Raw genomic sequence first — 13,980 nt, 5'->3', positions numbered from 1 at the left:
TTAACTAAATTTAGGAAACGTAATAAACGTAATTATGGGGTTGTTTGATAAAATAAGAAATGAGTTTATCGATATCATTGAATGGGTCGATGATAGTCCTGATACAATCGTATGGAAATTTCCGAGGTATCAGAATGAAATAAAAATGAATACACAGCTCACTGTCAGAGAGGGGCAGGTTGCGGTATTTATGAATGAAGGGGTAATAGCCGATGTTTTTACAGCTGGTAGACATGTTTTGACCACTCAAAATATGCCCATCATGACTACCTTGCAGGGGTGGAAATACGGTTTTAATAGTCCATTTAAGGCGGATGTATTCTTTATCAGTTTAAGACAGTTTACGAATCAGAAATGGGGTACTAAGAACCCTATTATGCTTCGTGATGTTGAATTTGGTCCTGTACGATTGCGTGCTTTTGGATCTTATGCTTTTCAGGTTAAGGATGCAGCTGTGTTTTTAAAGCAGATTGCATCGACTAATTCAACGTTTACTATAGAGGGTATTCATGATCAACTGCGTAATATTGCTGTCACCAGAGGGATGGATGCTATCGCGGAGTCGAAAATTGCTGTTTTGGACTTGGCTTCTCATTATGATGAGGTTTCGACTTTTGTGCATGAGAAGATAAATCCTGAATTTGAAGAAATCGGTTTGAATTTAACTAAATTTTTGATCGAGAATATTTCATTGCCGGAAGAGGTTGAAAAAGTGTTGGACAAAAGAAGCAGTATGGGTATTGTTGGCAACTTAGGTTCTTATGCCCAGTTTCAAGCTGCAAATGCCATGGAAAAGGCTGCAGAAAACCCAAGTGGTGGTGGTATTATGGGAGCTGGCTTGGGCGTAGGTTTGGGAGCGGGAATGGCCGGTCAAATGACAGGCGTTTTTCAGCAAAATAAATTTGATGGAAATCATCCATCCGGAGAAGTTCCTCCTGCAATACCTATGGTGGTTCAATATTTTTTAGCTTTAAATGGTGTGCAAGAAGGGCCATTTAGAATAGAACAATTACAGGGTGAGGTTAAGAGTGGAAAACTACTTGCTGAAACATTGGTTTGGAAAGCAGGTATGGAAAATTGGAAGGAAGCGCGTGAAATAGAAGAATTGAAAAGTTTATTCAACGCTATGCCGCCCCCAATTCCAGGAGTCCAGTAAGCAATTATGGGTTTTGTAGAAAAAACATCGGATATAAGCCAAGATTTGAAGTGTCAGGGTTGTGGTGCTATTTTAGCCTATCAACCTGGGACATCATATTTGAAGTGCGCTTATTGCGGGACTGAAAATCAGATTATAGAAAGCGATATCGCTCATGCTGTTATTGATGCTGTTGACTACGATGAGTTCACTGCTGCGATGCAGGATATTCATGATGCTCGATTTACGATCACTGCTGAGGTTGTGCACTGTCAAAATTGTGGTGCAAACTCAACTTTGGATCCTCATGTTACAGCAGATTTATGTGCTTTTTGTGCTTCTCCATTGGTGATTGACCATCAGGAGAAACGCGTTGTGAAACCACATGCTCTAATTCCGTTTTTTATTGAAGAGAATAAAGCATTTTCTCTTTTCAAGAAATGGTCGGGTGGATTGTGGTTTGCGCCAAATAACTTTAAACGTATTTTTAGCGCACAGAACAATCGGTTAAAGGGAGTTTATATTCCCTTTTGGTCTTATGATGCCCATGCGAGTTCATCTTATCAAGGGCAGCGAGGTGAATATTATTATGTAACAAGAAACCCGGAGGGCGGCCGATGGTAAAACTGAAACTTATCAGGAACAACGGACAAGATGGCATCATGCTTCAGGGCATGTTTATAATCGTTTTAAAGATGTATTGGTCAGTGCGTCAACATCTTTACCTCATGATTTTGCTTCGAAGATAGGCCCTTGGGATATGCAGCATCTAAAACCATTCAATAGTCAATATTTAAGTGGATTTGTGGCAGAGACTTTTAGTATCGATCATATTGCAGGGAGCCATGTTGCCAAAAATATAATGGATGCTGAAATCGCCAACACGGTGCGCGCAGATATTGGAGGAGATACACAGCAAATAGATGATGTTGATTCTGTTTATAAGGATGTCAAGTTGAAGTATGTATTACTTCCGGTTTGGTTGTCAGCCTATCGATATAAGGGTAAAAGTTACCAAATCATGGTTAATGCATTTAATGGTAGGGTGTATGGTCAACGACCTTATAGTTTTTGGAAGATTGCATTTCTTGTTTTATTTATCGTCATTATTGTCGCTTTATTGAGTCAATAAAGTTGATTTAGTATCCAAAAATGATATCTTGATAGGAGACGTATCTTTATACGAGCTGTGGTGATTTTTTAGATAGCCATTATTTTACAGCAATGGAACAGGATGGAAGAAGAAATCATGGACTGTGAAGTTCCATGATTTCTTTACATGTAGCTTGTTATTGGTTGACTATTTGTCTAGCAATATTTATTATCTGCCAAAATCATCTTGAACACGAACGATATCGTCTTCATTAGATGGGTTTTCAATATCTGTATGTTGCCATATTTCAGCAAGGATGCCATATCCATCTAATCCGATTAGGCGGTGACGTTGACCTTGACGTAATTTGATTACACTACCAGCAGTTAAGGTTTGTACCACTGATTCATCGTCAGTGTCTGAAACCATAACACCAACAGTCCCGTGGATTACTTTCCAAATTTCGGCACGACGGTGATGATATTGCCAAGACAATCTTTTTTGTGGTGCTACAACAAGCACTTTCGGGCTTAATTTACCGGATATTTTTAAATCCTTAATGTCTAAACCGTCGAAATACTCATCTGCAAATTTTTGAGCTTGGTCTTCGTTTATAACAAAGAAGCCACCCCAAGGTCTTGTTTGATCAGATTTATCAATTTCAAATCCCTTTTCTTTTAACGCTTTATCTAATTCTTCAAATAGCGTTGATTTATCAGTTACCATAATATGTTTCTTAGTGAGAATGTCGTTTATTTCAGTGCTAAATATAAAAAAAATCTTTTAAATAAAAATAGCATAAACGTTTTAGCTATTTTTTTTATTACACATGGGTCGTATTATTCGATTCCTAATTTATGCTAACCTTTGGGGAGTGTAAGTTGTGGTTGCTATAAATTGTAGCGTTGTTATCATTATATCCTCTCAGAATATTTGATTAGTTTTGTAATCCTACTTTAAAATATCAATATGTCAGAATTTAAAATCGATCGTGAAAATACGTCTTTTATGCAAGCTGTTGCTTTTGTTAATCAAACGAATCAGCATATTTTTCTTACGGGAAAGGCGGGTACAGGTAAAACGACATTTCTGAAATATATACGTGACCACAGTTATAAAAAAATGGCGATTACTGCGCCTACTGGTGTTGCAGCTATGAATGCGGGAGGGACAACGTTGCATTCGTTGTTTTGGTTGCCATTTGGAACTTTTATAGAAGACCACGAGTTGAAGTGGGATGAGCAAGATGGCCATATTTACAATAAGAGCCGATTGTTCAGTACCATTAAATTGACTAAGCAACGTCGTACGATTCTTCAGGAGTTGGAATTGCTGGTGATTGATGAAGTTTCTATGGTTCGTGCTGACACATTAGATGCTATTAATGTAATTCTGCAGTCTGTACGTCGCGATATGCGTCCTTTTGGTGGTTTACAATTACTATTTATTGGAGATTTATATCAATTGCCACCAGTCGTTCGTGATCATGAGTGGCAGGTTCTTCGCAATCATTATAGTTCTGTTTTCTTTTTTAATGCTAAAGTTCTTCGCGACAACCCACCTATTTTATTGGAGCTGGATAAAATCTACCGTCAGCAGGATGAAGGATTTATTTCGATTTTAAATGCAATCCGAAACAATAACTGCGATACCGAAATGTTGCAGGAACTTAATACATATTATAAACCCGATTTTGAACCAAAGGAGGGAGATCAATTTATTACGCTTACATCACATAACCGTAATGCAGATGATATTAATGGTAAAGCATTGGCCAATCTGGCGGGGAAGATGCTTAATTTGAAAGCTGTGGTTAAGGATGAATTTTCTCAAGGGGCTTATCCAGCAGAAGAGATCCTTTCGTTGAAGATTGGTGCGCAGGTGATGTTTATTCGCAATGACACTGGTGAAGATCGGAAGTATTATAATGGTAAAATCGGTACTGTGAAGGATATTAATCTTCAAGCAGGAACGGTCGTTGTGACTTTTCCGGATGGAAGTGAGGAGGTAACTGCTAAAAGAGAAACCTGGGAAAACATCAAGTATAATTATGATAAGGGACAGGATCAGATAAAGGAAGAGGTATTGGGAACATTTTCACAATTCCCGTTACGGTTGGCTTGGGCTATTACTATCCACAAGAGCCAAGGCTTGACATTCGATAAAGCGATTATAGATGCAGGCACTTCGTTTGCAGCAGGGCAGGTGTATGTTGCTTTGAGTAGATTGACCAGTTTGAATGGACTTGTGCTGAAATCTATCATCCCTAACTATGCGATACGTACCGATAGTCAAGTGGTCGAATTTGCTTTACGGTCTTCATTTCAAACCGATGTTAAGGAAATTCTAGAGCAATGTCAAAGAACCTACTTGGCCCAAAATCTAATCCAATGTTTTCGTTGGGATTATCTGACCAGTTCTTGTCAAGAGCAGGTCGTGGCTTTAGCCGATCGTAATATTGATGGTAAAGTGGAGGCGGAAGCTTTCTGGTCTACCCTGCAGTCTAATTTGGCGACACAGGAAAAGGTAGCGCATAAATTTATCACGCAATTATACGAATTGTTGAAAAAGACCGATCAACATGTGGACTATGCCTTGATCTGTGAGCGTACGACCTCTGCTGTGAATTGGTTTTTGCCAAAAATGGATCAAGATCTGATTTCGGCATTGGAAAAGCATGTTAAAGATTGGCAGATTAAGAAACGTACAAAAAAATATATCGACGAGGCTAAGGAGTTATTGTTGGATTTTAAGCGCAAGAGGGAGCAGCTGCAACAATGTTTGATTATTGCTGATGCACTCTCGAAAAAAGATGATTTTCAGGAAGCTTTAGTGCAAGTGCAGGAACAATCTAAAACAAAGGAAAAAGAAGATCTAGTCGTACAGAAAGAAGAGGGAGAAAGTGCTAAAAAGCTAGATACCAAACAAGTGACTTTGGAACTGTATAAGGATGGTGCTACCATTGAAGAAATTGCGGTAAAAAGAGGGATGGTTGCGGGTACTATTTATGGTCATTTAATTCATTATGTGGGTACAGAAGTGGAAGCTACTGAATTGATTGAGCAAGATAAATTGGAGCTTATCGTTAATGCAATAAAGGCAAATCCAGGAAAATCATCATCAGAATTAAAGATGATATTAGGCGCAAGTGTGGATTATCCGCATATTAAAATCGGACAAAAAGTTTTAGAAACTCCACTTCATGATTAAGATGTTTCAAAATATGTGTATGTTTGTAAAAGTTAGCTATAAATAGCCATGGGAAAGTCTAATAAGAACCCAAATAAATGGATGGTTTTTATATCATTACCATTTCAAATGGGTGTTACCATTTATTTGATGTATTTGTTAGGCACATGGTTAGATGAGAAGTACCATTTTTCTAATGGTCTTGCCATGAAAATATGTACATTTATTGGTATTTTCGCCTCACTTTATCATTTTATACGAGAAGCTAATCGATTGAATAGAGATGAATAATTACATAAAATTTATTGCCCTACTTTTAATTTTTACTGTTGTCCTATTTGGGGTGCACCATTACGCGTTACCTTCATTTGGAATAGCAGACTTTAAAAGTCTTACCGGTTTTGAGTTATATAGTTTGTATACATTTGAATCGCTTGCATCGTTGGTTATACTGATTGTTATTTTGATTTCTGATGCGGTGATGCCTAAAAATTTAGGTTTTATTTTTTTAGGATTGATCACACTCAAAGCTGCATTGAGTTATGTGTATTTTAGAGCGGGAATGAATCATTCATCCGATGATATCTTCGAATATAATTTTTTAGTCGTCTTTTTTCTTTTCTTATTTTTTGACGTATTAGTTGCTTTTAAGGTCATAAATAAGGATGTCGAATCAGTCAATAAGTAGTTTTAATAAAAAGTTCAAATTAATCGCAAAAATTGACAATAATATTGTATTTTTGCGCAAAAATAAAAAACAGAACATGGGGAGCGTTAAGAAAGCATTTCTTTTTTTTGCAGTGATTTTATTTGCTGTTAATCCGTTTTTGGCTAAAGCTAATGAAGTAAGCGAAGAGCCTAAATCTCAAAGTGAGGAAATCTCATCTTACATCGAGCATCACTTGCAAGATGATCATTATTTTTCATTATTCACAGATAAAGAGGCGGGTAAAACTTTTGGGTTCCCATTACCTGTTATCTTGATTGATGGAGGAATTAAAGTGTTTATGTCTTCAGAATTCAATTTTGGACAGAATGTTGTAGAGAAAGATGGTCAGTTTTACAAATTGTATCATGGAAAAATATACAAGACAGATGCTGCAGGAACACTTAATTACGACGAAGCACATCATCCAACAAATGAAAAAGCATTAGATTTTTCAATTACAAAAAATGTTGTCGGTTTACTTTTAACTACTGTATTGTTGTTTTGGGGCTTTTTAGGCTTAGCAAACACATACAAGAAAGGTGCTAACAACTTGCCAAAAGGTTTTGGACGCGTATTAGAGCCTATGGTACTGTACGTACGTGATGAGATGGCTATTCCAAATATCGGTCACCGTTATAGAGAGTTTATGCCCTATTTGTTATCGGTGTTTTTTATGATATTGGTTTTAAACCTTTTGGGTTTAACTCCGCTAGGGTTTAACGTAACGGGTAATATCACGGTTACTTTTTGTCTAGCGATCTTTACATTTTTATTTATCAATCTTAAAGCAAATAAGGATTATTGGAAACATATCTTCTGGATGCCAGGAGTACCAGTTCCTTTTAAAATTGCTTTAATGCCAATCGAGTTTTTGGGTTTGTTCACAAAACCATTCTCTTTAATGGTTCGTTTATTTGCCAACATTACGGCAGGTCACACTGTAGTAATGGGTTTAATTGCCGTTGTTTATTTGCTGCAAGAGCAGCTATCGGTAGGCGGAAGTATCGGTGTTTCATTGTTACTGACAAGTTTCCTTATGGTAGTTGAAATTTTAGTTGCATTTTTACAAGCGTTTATTTTCACCATGTTGTCGTCCCTATTTATCGGAATGGCTGTTGAAGAACACAACGAGGCACATCACTAAGAATTTTTTGTTTAATTATATTTAAATCATTTATTATGTACAATTTAATTGGAGCAGGTTTAATCGTTATCGGAGCAGGATTAGGTCTAGGTAAAATCGGTGGTTCAGCAATGGAAGCAATTGCTCGCCAACCAGAAGCAGCTAGTAAAATCCAAACTGCGATGATCATTATCGGAGCCTTATTAGAAGGTTTAGCTTTCGGTGCGTTATTATTAGGTAAATAATCACCCAATGAATTTAAAAGTATTATTTATGACGGTTGGTCATAGATAATACTTTCAATTAGACGAAATACAAAAAATATTATCATACATCAATGGAAAAATTAATAGAACAGTTTTCATTTGGTTTGTTTTTCTGGCAAGTCATCATCTTATTAATCATTATCTTTTTATTAGGCAAGTTTGCTTGGAAACCTATCATAGCTGCATTAGCGGAGCGTGAACAAGGTATTTCTGAGGCTTTGGAATCTGCTGAAAAAGCTAAATTAGAGATGGCTCGTTTAACAAACGAAAATGAGTCTTTATTGAAGGAAGCTCGCGTAGAACGTGATTTAATCCTGAAGGAAGCAAAAGAAATAAAAGATAAGATTGTTGCTGAAGCTAAAACCATCGCGCAAACCGAAGGTGCGAAAATGATTGCTCAGGCTTCGGTTGAAATCAACGAGCAAAAAAATAAGGCTATGGCTGAGGTGAAAGATCAAGTTTCTACTTTGGCATTGGATATCGCTCGCAAAGTATTAAGCAAAGAATTTGAAGACCAAAATAAGCAAGAGATGTTAATCGCAGATTTGCTTAAAGACGTAAAAGTAAACTAATCGGTCATTCAAATTTTATCATTAAAGAAGTATGTCAGTATTTAAAGTAGCATCGAGATACGCAAAGTCATTAATTGATTTGGCAAATGAACAAGGTAGTTTGGACGCTATCAAAACAGATATGGAACAATTTATCGCTGTTTTGAAAGCTAATCCTGAGCTACGTGCAGTATTGTCTAATCCAATCATTAAATTGGATAAGAAAGTAAATATCTTAGAGGCATTATTTAAAGATAAAATCAATCCCGCTATTTTATCATTCTTCAATATTATGATCCAAAAGGGTCGTGCTGAAGTAATTGAAGCTGCTGCTCATGAATTTATTCGTGCGTACAATGAGGTAAAAGGAATTGTAAATGCTACAGTTACATCTGCGGCACCACTTTCTGATACTAATTTATCAGAATTAAAAGCAATTATTGCAAATCAAATCAATGCACAGGTGTTGATTACTAATAAAATTGATCAATCGTTGATCGGTGGATTTGTAATCACTATTGGTGACAAACAATATGATGCAAGTATTGCAGGTAAATTAAATAGATTAGAAAGATATTTTGAAGGTCAACGCGCATAGCGTTGATTTTAACATTTAATAAAATCAAGAACCCCTTATAATAATAACAATGATAGAGGTAAGACCAGATGAGGTTTCGGCAGTTTTAAGAGAACAATTGTCGGGCTTTAAATCAGAAGCCGAACTAGAGGAAGTTGGTACCGTACTTAGTATTGGTGACGGTATTGCTCGTATTTACGGCTTAACTAAAGTTCAGTCCGGTGAATTGGTTGAATTTGATAACGGATTACAAGGTATCGTATTAAACTTAGAAGAAGATAACGTTGGTGTTGTACTTTTAGGTCCTTCAGACATCGTGAAAGAAGGTGATACTATCAAACGTACGAATCGTATAGCATCTATTAAAGTAGGTGAAGGTATGTGTGGTCGTGTTGTAAATACATTAGGCCAGCCAATTGATGGTAAAGGACCTATTACAGGTGAAACATATGAAATGCCAATCGAGCGTAAAGCTCCAGGTGTATTGTTCCGTCAACCGGTAACTGAGCCATTACAAACAGGTATCAAAGCAATTGATGCCATGATTCCAGTAGGACGTGGACAACGTGAGTTAGTAATCGGTGACCGTCAAACAGGTAAAACTGCTGTATGTATCGATACGATCTTAAACCAAAAGGAATTTTATGATGCAGGTCAACCTGTATATTGTATTTATGTTGCTGTTGGTCAAAAGAATTCTACAGTTGCGAACATCGTTCGTACTTTAGAAGAGCGTGGTGCTATGGCATATACAATTGTTGTTGCTGCTTCAGCTGCTGATCCAGCTCCATTACAGTTTTATGCGCCAATGGCGGGTGCTGCAATCGGAGAATTCTTCCGTGATACAGGTCGTCCAGCGTTAATCGTATATGATGATTTATCAAAACAAGCGGTAGCTTACCGTGAGGTTTCTTTATTATTGAAAAGACCTCCGGGACGTGAAGCATACCCAGGTGATGTATTCTATTTACATAGTCGTCTATTAGAAAGAGCTGCGAAAATCAATGCTTCTGACGAGATTGCTAGAAATATGAATGACCTTCCTGAGTCTATCAAACACTTGGTAAAAGGTGGTGGTTCATTAACTGCTCTTCCTATTATCGAGACTCAAGCGGGTGACGTTTCTGCTTATATCCCTACAAACGTAATTTCAATTACTGATGGTCAGATTTTCTTAGAATCTAACTTGTTTAACGCGGGTATTCGTCCAGCGATTAACGTAGGTATCTCTGTATCACGTGTAGGTGGTAACGCGCAGATCAAACCGATGAAAAAGGTTGCAGGTACATTAAAATTAGACCAAGCACAATACCGTGAGCTAGAAGCTTTCTCGAAATTTGGATCTGATTTAGATGCAGCAACAAAAGGAGTTTTGGACAAAGGTATTCGTAACGTTGAGATTTTGAAACAAGCTCAATATTCTCCAGTTTCTGTTGAAAAACAAGTAGCGATTATTTATGCGGGTACAAAAGGTTTATTCCGTTCTGTTCCAGTAAATAAAGTGAGAGAATTTGAAGAAGAGTACTTAACGTTGTTAGAGCAACGTCATCCAGAGGTTTTAAACGCTTTTAAAGCGGGTAAATTCTCTGATGAGTTAACTTCAGTATTAGAAACAGTAGCTAAAGATTTAGCATCAAAATATTAATTAGATATGAGTATAGAGTATTGAGTATAGCGAGTTATACTCAATACACAGTACTCAATACTCAAATCTCAAATTAAATATGGCAAATTTAAAAGAAGTAAGAATCCGTATCGCGTCGGTAACATCAACACAGCAGATTACTAAAGCGATGAAAATGGTGTCTGCAGCGAAATTAAAACGTGCTACTAATGCAATTGTTCAATTGCGTCCGTATGCGAATAAACTTCGTGAGATTTTGGCAGATGTATCTGCAAGTGTAGAAGGAAGTAATTCTCCTTACACTGTAGATCGTGAACCAAATAAAGTGTTGATTATTGTTGTTTCTTCAAATAGAGGTTTGGCTGGTGCTTTTAATGCGAATGCAATCAAGACTACTAATAAGTTAGTTGCTGAAAAATATGCCGATCAATTACGTAAAGGTGATGTGAGTATCATCGCTGTAGGTAAGAAAGGTTATGATTTCTATGCTAAAAGGCCTGCTTATAATATTATTGCCAATCATAGTGATTTATTCGGTGATTTGAATTTTGAAAACACTTCAAAAATCACTGAATTTGTAATGGAACAATTCAAAGAAGGTACCTTTGATCGTGTAGAAGTGGTTTATAACCAATTCAGGAATGCAGCGGTACAAATCTTGACTTCTGAGCAAATATTACCATTACTTCCTTCGGAGGAGAACCTTTCGGCTAAGGAAAAAACTGCTGAGGTTGATTATATTATCGAACCTTCAAAAGAGAAGATCATCGAGGAATTAATTCCTAAAGCTATTAAAACCCAATTATACAAAGCTATTCTGGATTCTCATGCTTCTGAGCATGGGGCTCGTATGACTGCAATGGACAAAGCAACTGATAACGCTGGGGATTTGTTAAAAGCATTGAAGCTTTCATACAACCAAGCTCGTCAGGCTGCTATTACAACAGAATTGACAGAGATTGTTTCTGGTGCTGCAGCATTGTCAAATGGATAATAAAGCTTAATAATAAAAACATAAAAGGCGATGAATTATATTCATCGCCTTTTATGTTTTATTCAATGAATTTTTCCTTTTCATTATAAAGTCCAATCAATAAACTATTTCCTTTTTCATCTACTCTAAGTCCTCCAAACTTAGCATGTTCATACTTTACAGCATGCCCTTCTTGAAAGAAATATGATTCGGCGCCAATGTTTAAGGCGTTTCTATTGGATAAGGTATATTTTATTAATATTTCGCCTTTGTTTAGGGGGAGTGCATCGTCTTGTATCCGAATTCCTTTCGCTATACCTTGCTCATTCAACCTAACAACGAGATAACCTCTCGGGGCGGCTGTATGTAGGTCTATGCTGTCTGCGATACTATACCTTAAACGCATATAATCACCTTGCATAAGTGATCTAGGATCTACAGGTGCCAATGCTAGAAGAATGAGTTTTCCATGTCTTAATGTGCGTTCTTTTTCGATTACTGTATAGCTAAAATAAGCGATTATTGCCAGTAGATTAACAGCGATTATCCAGTTTCTATAATTCTTCATGTTGGTCTTTAGTGATGTTGATAACAAAATATGCGGCTATAAATAATGCTCCTGAGGCAAGTAATAGGATGGACTTGGTCAATAATGTAAAGTTGAGATTGTAGTAAAAATGCCATAGAAAAAATAGCATTGCAATTATGGACAATGAAAGACCAAACTTATATTGATAATAGAAGCATAGTAAAATAAGGAAAATGGATGCTGATATTCCCGGATTGATTATAGTTGCAATTAAAATCATTAAGCTTAGTGTATAGATCGTGATGCGCAATTTTGTATTAGTGATACCAAGTTTGAGCATGATTTTGTGAATCATATATATAATTGCAACCGCATAGGTAATCGATGTTAGATATAAGGCTATTGAGCTAGTGTTTACGCTATTTTCATAGGTGTCGAAATGTGAAAGTACAATGTACGCTGTTGTTGCTAAGGTGGATAAGAATAATGCTGTTCGTAAAGGTTGTTGAATTTGACTGATGAAGTTTCGTTTCGAAATTATGAATGCTTCATGATTTGAAATTAAGAATAAGGCGACTACGATTAAAGCATTAGCAAATGCGAAGTAAATCATATTTTCAAAGTTATTAGCTATTAAAGCAAATATGGCGTAAATGATACAAAGCATATTAAGAAGAGATAAGAGATAGCGCTGCACGATTACGAGTGTGCATGAGCTAATCACTATACATAATACTAATATCAAGTTTGTATTATTTGTATCGAGACCATAAATCAACATCCAGCCTCCTACTGCGTACAATGTTATACTCGCAGTGTCAATGATAATACTGCTATATTTTTTAAGGCCTACTATCGAAAGGATTAGTAATAGGGCACCACTGATAATCAGGTTTAATTTTTCATCCAACAGATTGAGAAATAGTAATGCAGCTAAAAAACTTAAAACACTTAGGATAATTCCAAGTATCGACAATATTTTTATGGCTATGTTGGTTTCTATTTTCTTTCAGATGCTGATACTCTTCAACGACTTTTTGATTATTGATTTGAAATCCAGCTTCGCTATCGTGGGTTAGTGCCTCTATCTTTTTTAATAGTTCTTGATTATTTGTCATTGTTCCACTTTCTTTGAAGAGTTAGTAATAATTTAATAATTGCCGTTGTCGCAATAATGACAACAATACTGACCAGGATTAAGACAGCTTCGTTTTCAAAAATTTTAATCAGTAGACTATTGATTAGGATTAATAGACTGAATGATATGGTCGCTATAAAGAAAGTACTTTTAGTCGAGAGTGCGTAAATTATGCCGTATATAAAGAAACCGAGCGTACCGGAGGTTAATAATAAACCTTCTGGAAATTTAGCGTAAAAAATTATATCGATCATACCAATGGTAGCTATCGTAGTGACTATAAGTACCAACGTATTTCTAAACCAGAGTGGAATGTTGTTATTTTTCCTTTTACTGTAAATTAGGAGTGCGACCAAGGTAATACCATTGATGAGAAAAATAAGTGTTGTTAATGCATTCGTATCAAAATTGTTCTGTACTTGTTCATTGAACAGTATGATTGTGGTATTGAATAAAATCATATATAGGAGCCAAAGGGGATAGAAATTAATTGCTAAGACCCAGATGGTAATGAATAGTGTCCAAGCTAGAAAAAAATCATAGGCATTAGCTCCAGTTTGATATATTTGGCCAAATATTGCAAATAATACCCCTACGATTACTGAAGCAGCGGTAAGAAGCATATTTTTATAAGACTCCTTTATCTTTAATTGGATTCCACAAACTACAGTCGTTATAAGTAAGATAAGTACAATTCCAATTTTCATGAACTTATTGAGGTCAGCCCAATTGTATGCAAAGAAAAATATGACTCCAGATACAAAAAATCCTATTCCTAATATGAGTAAAAATAGATTTATGAATTTTCTCCAATCTTCGTTGTTCGCATATACATATTGTTCTAGGAGCTTTTTTATCTGCTCTTTTGATCTATTACTGTGTTTGCTAGTAATAGATATGTCTTCTCGATCTATTTTTTCCATTACTAAATTTAATAATAAATTGTAGGATTTGATTGTCTAATTATTGAAAACCGTCTATTCGTAGCGATAGGCTGTTAATGGATAGCATGATTCTGCATATTACGTTGAATAAGCATGTTCCGATAAAGTAACCACTTGGTTTATCGATAT

General features: G+C 36.1%; 17 protein-coding genes. 12 read left to right on the top strand and 5 right to left on the bottom strand.

Annotated features, from left to right (window positions below; translation table 11 throughout):
• Positions 1-34 precede the first annotated feature (34 nt).
• From ACFX5U_RS17805 to ACFX5U_RS17795, 3 genes are all read left to right on the top strand, one after another.
• Positions 35-1,156 (top strand): SPFH domain-containing protein, encoded by a 1,122-nt coding sequence (locus ACFX5U_RS17805; RefSeq protein WP_400261628.1) that lies wholly within the window; start codon positions 35-37, stop codon positions 1,154-1,156.
• Positions 1,157-1,162: 6 nt separating this feature from the next.
• Positions 1,163-1,759 carry a hypothetical protein gene (locus ACFX5U_RS17800; protein WP_400261627.1) on the top strand — a complete coding sequence of 199 codons (597 nt, stop codon included), beginning with the start codon at positions 1,163-1,165 and terminating at the stop codon, positions 1,757-1,759.
• A 76-nt stretch (positions 1,760-1,835) separates the two neighbouring features.
• Complete coding sequence (locus ACFX5U_RS17795; RefSeq protein WP_400261626.1) at positions 1,836-2,267, top strand: hypothetical protein; 432 nt, start codon at positions 1,836-1,838, stop codon at positions 2,265-2,267.
• A gap of 189 nt (positions 2,268-2,456) precedes the next feature.
• On the opposite strand, the gene ACFX5U_RS17790 is transcribed toward ACFX5U_RS17795, so the two are convergent.
• Positions 2,457-2,954: a phosphoheptose isomerase gene (locus tag ACFX5U_RS17790; RefSeq protein ID WP_038700657.1), complete on the bottom strand. Its 498-nt coding sequence runs from the start codon at positions 2,952-2,954 to the stop codon at positions 2,457-2,459.
• 243 nt (positions 2,955-3,197) lie between these two features.
• Between ACFX5U_RS17790 and ACFX5U_RS17785 the strand changes: the two genes are divergently transcribed.
• From ACFX5U_RS17785 to atpG, 9 genes are all read left to right on the top strand, one after another.
• Entirely contained in the window at positions 3,198-5,438 is a 2,241-nt protein-coding gene (locus tag ACFX5U_RS17785) for a helix-turn-helix domain-containing protein (protein WP_400261625.1), read from the top strand.
• A gap of 48 nt (positions 5,439-5,486) precedes the next feature.
• On the top strand, positions 5,487-5,708 hold the full coding sequence (locus ACFX5U_RS17780; protein ID WP_038700654.1) for an AtpZ/AtpI family protein: 222 nt from the start codon (positions 5,487-5,489) through the stop codon (positions 5,706-5,708).
• Positions 5,701-6,105 (top strand): hypothetical protein, encoded by a 405-nt coding sequence (locus ACFX5U_RS17775; protein ID WP_038700652.1) that lies wholly within the window; start codon positions 5,701-5,703, stop codon positions 6,103-6,105. Before ACFX5U_RS17780 ends, ACFX5U_RS17775 begins: the two co-directional genes overlap by 8 nt.
• A gap of 76 nt (positions 6,106-6,181) precedes the next feature.
• Entirely contained in the window at positions 6,182-7,270 is a 1,089-nt protein-coding gene (atpB, locus tag ACFX5U_RS17770; RefSeq protein WP_038702969.1) for a F0F1 ATP synthase subunit A, read from the top strand.
• Between the two features lie 35 nt (positions 7,271-7,305).
• Positions 7,306-7,494: an ATP synthase F0 subunit C gene (gene atpE, locus ACFX5U_RS17765; protein ID WP_021188666.1), complete on the top strand. Its 189-nt coding sequence runs from the start codon at positions 7,306-7,308 to the stop codon at positions 7,492-7,494.
• A 92-nt stretch (positions 7,495-7,586) separates the two neighbouring features.
• Positions 7,587-8,087 carry a F0F1 ATP synthase subunit B gene (locus ACFX5U_RS17760; protein WP_038700650.1) on the top strand — a complete coding sequence of 167 codons (501 nt, stop codon included), beginning with the start codon at positions 7,587-7,589 and terminating at the stop codon, positions 8,085-8,087.
• A 31-nt stretch (positions 8,088-8,118) separates the two neighbouring features.
• Positions 8,119-8,664 carry a F0F1 ATP synthase subunit delta gene (locus ACFX5U_RS17755; protein ID WP_038700648.1) on the top strand — a complete coding sequence of 182 codons (546 nt, stop codon included), beginning with the start codon at positions 8,119-8,121 and terminating at the stop codon, positions 8,662-8,664.
• 49 nt (positions 8,665-8,713) lie between these two features.
• A complete protein-coding gene (gene atpA / locus ACFX5U_RS17750) occupies positions 8,714-10,288 on the top strand; it encodes a F0F1 ATP synthase subunit alpha (RefSeq protein WP_038700646.1) in 1,575 nt (524 codons plus the stop codon).
• Between the two features lie 79 nt (positions 10,289-10,367).
• Positions 10,368-11,261 (top strand): ATP synthase F1 subunit gamma, encoded by an 894-nt coding sequence (gene atpG, locus ACFX5U_RS17745; protein WP_038700644.1) that lies wholly within the window; start codon positions 10,368-10,370, stop codon positions 11,259-11,261.
• A gap of 58 nt (positions 11,262-11,319) precedes the next feature.
• Here the strand turns inward: atpG and ACFX5U_RS17740 are convergent, their stop codons facing one another.
• From ACFX5U_RS17740 to ACFX5U_RS17725, 4 genes are read right to left on the bottom strand one after another with little or no spacing between them, the layout of a single operon-like run.
• Positions 11,320-11,808, bottom strand: coding sequence for a GDYXXLXY domain-containing protein (locus tag ACFX5U_RS17740; RefSeq protein ID WP_038700642.1), 489 nt, complete (start codon positions 11,806-11,808; stop codon positions 11,320-11,322).
• Positions 11,795-12,745, bottom strand: a complete 951-nt coding sequence (locus ACFX5U_RS17735; RefSeq protein WP_400261624.1) for a DUF4401 domain-containing protein — start codon at positions 12,743-12,745, stop codon at positions 11,795-11,797. Before ACFX5U_RS17735 ends, ACFX5U_RS17740 begins: the two co-directional genes overlap by 14 nt.
• Positions 12,672-12,887, bottom strand: a complete 216-nt coding sequence (locus ACFX5U_RS17730) for a hypothetical protein (protein ID WP_400263633.1) — start codon at positions 12,885-12,887, stop codon at positions 12,672-12,674. Before ACFX5U_RS17730 ends, ACFX5U_RS17735 begins: the two co-directional genes overlap by 74 nt.
• Positions 12,877-13,830: a DUF2157 domain-containing protein gene (locus tag ACFX5U_RS17725; RefSeq protein ID WP_400261623.1), complete on the bottom strand. Its 954-nt coding sequence runs from the start codon at positions 13,828-13,830 to the stop codon at positions 12,877-12,879. The genes ACFX5U_RS17730 and ACFX5U_RS17725 overlap by 11 nt, the downstream gene beginning before the upstream one ends.
• Positions 13,831-13,980 lie beyond the last annotated feature (150 nt).

It is taken from the genome of Sphingobacterium sp. SG20118, assembly GCF_044740685.1.
In the GTDB taxonomy this organism is placed as follows: domain Bacteria; phylum Bacteroidota; class Bacteroidia; order Sphingobacteriales; family Sphingobacteriaceae; genus Sphingobacterium.
This window is presented reverse-complemented; position numbering and strand designations above follow the sequence as displayed.

Excerpts from the sequence above, each read along its gene's own strand:
- ACFX5U_RS17805 (WP_400261628.1), top strand. The coding sequence starts at position 35 with ATGGGGTTGTTTGATAAAATAAGAAATGAGTTTATCGATATCATTGAA.
- ACFX5U_RS17800 (WP_400261627.1), top strand. The coding sequence starts at position 1,163 with ATGGGTTTTGTAGAAAAAACATCGGATATAAGCCAAGATTTGAAGTGT.
- ACFX5U_RS17790 (WP_038700657.1), bottom strand. The coding sequence starts at position 2,954 with ATGGTAACTGATAAATCAACGCTATTTGAAGAATTAGATAAAGCGTTA.
- ACFX5U_RS17785 (WP_400261625.1), top strand. The coding sequence starts at position 3,198 with ATGTCAGAATTTAAAATCGATCGTGAAAATACGTCTTTTATGCAAGCT.
- ACFX5U_RS17780 (WP_038700654.1), top strand. The coding sequence starts at position 5,487 with ATGGGAAAGTCTAATAAGAACCCAAATAAATGGATGGTTTTTATATCA.
- ACFX5U_RS17775 (WP_038700652.1), top strand. The coding sequence starts at position 5,701 with ATGAATAATTACATAAAATTTATTGCCCTACTTTTAATTTTTACTGTT.
- atpB (WP_038702969.1), top strand. The coding sequence starts at position 6,182 with ATGGGGAGCGTTAAGAAAGCATTTCTTTTTTTTGCAGTGATTTTATTT.
- atpE (WP_021188666.1), top strand. The coding sequence starts at position 7,306 with ATGTACAATTTAATTGGAGCAGGTTTAATCGTTATCGGAGCAGGATTA.
- ACFX5U_RS17760 (WP_038700650.1), top strand. The coding sequence starts at position 7,587 with ATGGAAAAATTAATAGAACAGTTTTCATTTGGTTTGTTTTTCTGGCAA.
- ACFX5U_RS17755 (WP_038700648.1), top strand. The coding sequence starts at position 8,119 with ATGTCAGTATTTAAAGTAGCATCGAGATACGCAAAGTCATTAATTGAT.
- atpA (WP_038700646.1), top strand. The coding sequence starts at position 8,714 with ATGATAGAGGTAAGACCAGATGAGGTTTCGGCAGTTTTAAGAGAACAA.
- atpG (WP_038700644.1), top strand. The coding sequence starts at position 10,368 with ATGGCAAATTTAAAAGAAGTAAGAATCCGTATCGCGTCGGTAACATCA.
- ACFX5U_RS17740 (WP_038700642.1), bottom strand. The coding sequence starts at position 11,808 with ATGAAGAATTATAGAAACTGGATAATCGCTGTTAATCTACTGGCAATA.
- ACFX5U_RS17730 (WP_400263633.1), bottom strand. The coding sequence starts at position 12,887 with ATGACAAATAATCAAGAACTATTAAAAAAGATAGAGGCACTAACCCAC.
- ACFX5U_RS17725 (WP_400261623.1), bottom strand. The coding sequence starts at position 13,830 with ATGGAAAAAATAGATCGAGAAGACATATCTATTACTAGCAAACACAGT.